At 68.1% G+C, this 3,747-nt stretch carries 4 protein-coding genes and 1 pseudogene; 1 reads left to right on the plus strand and 4 read right to left on the minus strand.

What is annotated here, in order from left to right:
* Both DSP71_RS23630 and DSP71_RS11380 read right to left on the minus strand, forming a co-directional pair.
* Window positions 1-300, minus strand: a pseudogene (locus tag DSP71_RS23630) (MFS transporter); the annotation flags it as partial.
* The gene (locus DSP71_RS11380) at window positions 297-1,658 is read right to left on the minus strand and encodes a glycoside hydrolase family 1 protein (protein WP_113681140.1); all 1,362 of its coding nucleotides are present in this window, start codon (window positions 1,656-1,658) and stop codon (window positions 297-299) included. The gene DSP71_RS11380 and the pseudogene DSP71_RS23630, both read right to left, overlap by 4 nt.
* A gap of 222 nt (window positions 1,659-1,880) precedes the next feature.
* On the opposite strand from DSP71_RS11380, the gene rpsT reads away from it, so the two are divergent.
* A complete protein-coding gene (rpsT, locus tag DSP71_RS11385; protein WP_017830351.1) occupies window positions 1,881-2,141 on the plus strand; it encodes a 30S ribosomal protein S20 in 261 nt (86 codons plus the stop codon).
* Window positions 2,142-2,221: 80 nt separating this feature from the next.
* Here rpsT and holA read toward each other — a convergent pair whose 3' ends face one another.
* Both holA and DSP71_RS23635 read right to left on the minus strand, forming a co-directional pair.
* Window positions 2,222-3,259: a DNA polymerase III subunit delta gene (gene holA / locus DSP71_RS11390; protein ID WP_046749211.1), complete on the minus strand. Its 1,038-nt coding sequence runs from the start codon at window positions 3,257-3,259 to the stop codon at window positions 2,222-2,224.
* 39 nt (window positions 3,260-3,298) lie between these two features.
* Window positions 3,299-3,747 (minus strand): ComEC/Rec2 family competence protein (locus DSP71_RS23635; RefSeq protein WP_396652054.1); only part of this gene is annotated, 449 nt, incomplete at its 5' end.

Below are 3,747 nucleotides of genomic sequence, written 5' to 3' on the forward strand. Positions count from 1 at the left end.
CGTCAGCAGAACCCCGCCGACCGCCCAGGGGCGACGGCGGTGTCTGCCTGCAGCCGCACGGTCCGAGAGCGCACCGGCGGCGGGACCCGCGAGGATGCCTGCGAGCCCGCCGATGCCCAGAACCAAGCCCGAGGAGACGACCCCGCGAATCCAGTCGTCTTCCGGAGTGTCGAGCTGCAGCGGGAGGAGGAGCTGCACCGGAGTGAGCTGCACGGTCCAGATCGCCAGCCAGGCGAGCGTGAACAGCGACATCCATCGCGCGCCGGCTCGTATGGTGCGGGGGTGCTCGGAGGTGTTCATCGCTTCTCCCCCGCTGCACGCGAACTCCGGATGACCTCTCGGTACCAGTCGTACGAGGCTTTGGGCGTTCGCTCGCCCGTCTCGAAGTCGACGTGGACGAGGCCGAATCGCTGGGTGTAGCCGTCGGCCCATTCCCAGTTGTCCAGCAATGACCACACCGTGTACTCCTCCACCGGCACTCCGGCCGAGATCGCGTCGCCGACGGCCTGCAGATGCCCGGCGAGGTACGAGATGCGGTCGGTGTCCTCCACGCGGGTCGCGCGCTCGGGTTCGGGGAAGGAGGCGCCGTTCTCCCCGATGATCACGGGCGGCATGTCGGGATGGCGACCATGCAGGTCGATCAGCAGGTCGCGCAGCGCGCCGGGCATGATCGGCCATTCGGGACCGAATCCGGTGACCGGAACGCCGGGCGTCGGCACGATGTCGAAGGGGATCGGGCTTCCCTCTTCGGCGTTCGTGACCGTCGTCGGATTGTAGAAGTTGACGCCGTAGAAATCGATCGAGTGGCCGATGGCTTCGAGGTCGCCTTCCTGCGCGGGCATCGGGGGCAGGCCGAGTGCTTCCAGGTCGGGGTAGGTGCCGGCGAGGAGCGGCTCGCTGAAGACCCTGTTGTGGATCAGGTCGTAGATCGCCGCGGCCTCATGGTCTTCGGCGGTGTCACCCAGCGGCAGGACCCAGGTGTGGTTGTTGACCAGACCCACCGCGACAGCACCGCGAGCTCGGAGCACCGCCGCTGCGCGGGCGTGCGCCAGCAGTTGATGATGGGCGGTAGGCAGGGCACCGAACAGGAGTTGCTTGCCTGGCGCCAATGCGCCGACCGCATACCCCTGGAGGGTCGTCATCGCGGGTTCGTTGAGGGTGTACCAGTTCTGCACCCGATCGCCGAGGCGATCAGCCACAAGCGCCGCATAGTCGGCGAAGCGCTCGGCGGTGTCGCGCTCGAGCCACCCGCCGTCGGCTTCGACGCTGCTCGGCATCTCCCAGTGGTACAGGGTGGGGAACGGCTGGATCCCGGCGTCGAGAAGCATATCCACGACGCGCGAGTAGTGGTCGAGCGCTGTGCTGTCTCCCGGACCCAGGCCGTCGGGCTGGACGCGAGCCCACGGGATCGAGAACCGGTATCGGTCGAGTCCGAGACCGGACGCGAGAGCGACGTCGCGTTCGGGGCGCCGGTAGCTGTCGCACGCGGGGTCGGCCATGGATCCGTCGAGGACGGCACCCGGCCTCTCGAGGAAGTCGTCCCAGATTGATCGCCCGGATGCACCGGTGGGCCGGGAGCCCTCGATCTGGAAGGCGGACGTCGCTGCGGACCAGCGGAGCCCGGAGGGCATGGGCGAACGGGAGGGCTCGAGGGTCATGTGGCTCCTAGACATCAGTGTCGGGATAATGATGATTCTGCACCCGGTACCGTCGAATCCGCGACTGAGTCTCGCGTTCTCGCCGCCGTTTCGCGTCAACGGCCCGTCTGCTGGTAGACTCGACTCTTGGCTTGCGTGTGGGTTCTTCCCTCACGACCGCTGTGCAGCAGCCCTCTTCTGCTGCCGGCATTCCGAACACTCCTGTACAGAAAGCGTCCACACGTGGCAAACATCAAGTCGCAGATCAAGCGCAACAAGACCAACGAGAAGGCTCGCGAGCGCAACAAGGCCGTGAAGAGCGAGCTCAAGACGGTCATCCGTACCACTCGTACGGCCGTCTCCGCCGGCGACAAGGCAGCCGCAGAGGCCGCCCTGAAGAAGGCCGCCGTCAAGCTCGACAAGGCCGTCAGCAAGGGTGTCCTGCACAAGAACCAGGCGTCGAACCGCAAGTCGGCTCTCGCCAAGCAGGTCGCTTCCCTCTGAACCGACGCTTCTGAGAAAGGCCCGTCCCGATATCGGGGCGGGCCTTCTTCGTGTTCGGGGTGAGCGCACCCGGCGATGGACTATTCGCCGAAAGGCTGTCGTGTGGCGATGACCGTCACCATGCGCTCCAAGGCGAAGATCGGATCGCGCGCGGCACCCTTCACCTCGCCGTCGGCTCTGGCCGTGGCCTGGATCGCCATCCCGAGCGAGCGCTCGTTCCAGCCCGCCAGATCGCGACGGGCACGGTCGACCTGCCAATCCTTCATCCCCAGGCGCTGCGCGAGTTGACGGCTCGGCTCGCGGTTGCCGGCCACGCGGGCCATGGTGCGCAGCTTCATCGCGAAGGCTGCGACCATCGGGACCGGGTCGGCCCCCGAGGAAAGTGCGTGGCGGAGGGCCATGAGCGCCTCGCCGTAGCGGCCGGCGATCGCGGTGTCGGCCACGACGAACGCCGAGACCTCGACTCGTCCGCCGTAGTACTTGGTGACGACCTCCTCGGTGATGTCGCCGTCGACATCGCCGATGAGCTGCTGGCAGGCTGCGGCCAGCTCTGTGAGGTCGTCGGCGAACGCCGAAACCAGGGCGCGCAAGGCCGGAGGAGCGATGCGCTTCTTCGCCGCGCGGAACTCACCGGCTGCGAAATCGACCCGATCGCCGTCGCGCTTGATCGCCGGGCAGGCGATCTCGATGCCGCCACCGGAACCACCGCGAAGAGCGTCGAGGAGCTTCTTGCCCCGCACGCTGGCTCCGGTGTGCCGGAGAATGACCGTCGCCCCCTCCTGCGGGTGGTCGAGGTACGACACCGCCTCCTGGATGAACGCATCCGAGCACTTCTCCACGCCGGAGACGCGCACCAGACGCGGTTCTCCGAACAGGGACGGCGACGTGAGCGACAGGAGCGTCCCTGGTGCGTAGTCGTCGGCGCGTACGTCACTGACTTCGAGCGCAGGGTCTTCGGCGCGGAGGTAGTCGCGCACACCGGCGATGGCCCGCTCGGCGCAGACCTCTTCCGGACCGGAGACCAGCACGACCGGGGCCGGGCGCGGCTCGCGCCAGGAGACCTGGGGGATCTTGGTGGGCTTCGCGCCGCCGCGGGAAGGGGTACGCGAAGCTGCCATGGAACCAGCCTACCGGCGGTCGCCAACATGGCTCCGCCGTCACGGTGGCGTCTTCTCGGTCCAGATCTGCAACTCCCCGTCATCGAGTGCGAGCAGGATGCGCCCGTGCACGTCGGTACGGAGCACGCGTGCACCGGCGTCGGTCAGAGCATCGATCGTCTCGGCGCGGGGGTGCCCGTAGTCGTTGTCCGCTCCGACGCTGAACAACGCCACGCGCGGCCGGATCCGCCCATACAGCTCCGGATCCTGATCCGCGCTGCCGTGGTGAGCCACCTTCACGACCGCGTACGGAGCGAGTCCTCCTGTCCTCTGCAGCACGCGCTGTGGTGCGGCGGAGAGATCGCCGAGGTAGAGGGAGCGCGGCACACCTCCCCCGGCGACTTCCAGCACGACGCTCGCGTCGTTGCCGGAGGGGAACGCCGGTGACCGGCGTGGCGGCCAGAGCACGCGCCAGGCGGCATCGCCGAGCATGCCGCGCCGTCCCGCCG

It is taken from the genome of Microbacterium sp. H6, assembly GCF_003314775.1.
In the GTDB taxonomy this organism is placed as follows: domain Bacteria; phylum Actinomycetota; class Actinomycetes; order Actinomycetales; family Microbacteriaceae; genus Microbacterium; species Microbacterium oxydans.

What these genes read in the sequence shown, in the direction of transcription:
- DSP71_RS11380 (WP_113681140.1), bottom strand. Translation starts at nt 1,658, where the DNA reads ATGACCCTCGAGCCCTCCCGTTCGCCCATGCCCTCCGGGCTCCGCTGG.
- holA (WP_046749211.1), bottom strand. Translation starts at nt 3,259, where the DNA reads ATGGCAGCTTCGCGTACCCCTTCCCGCGGCGGCGCGAAGCCCACCAAG.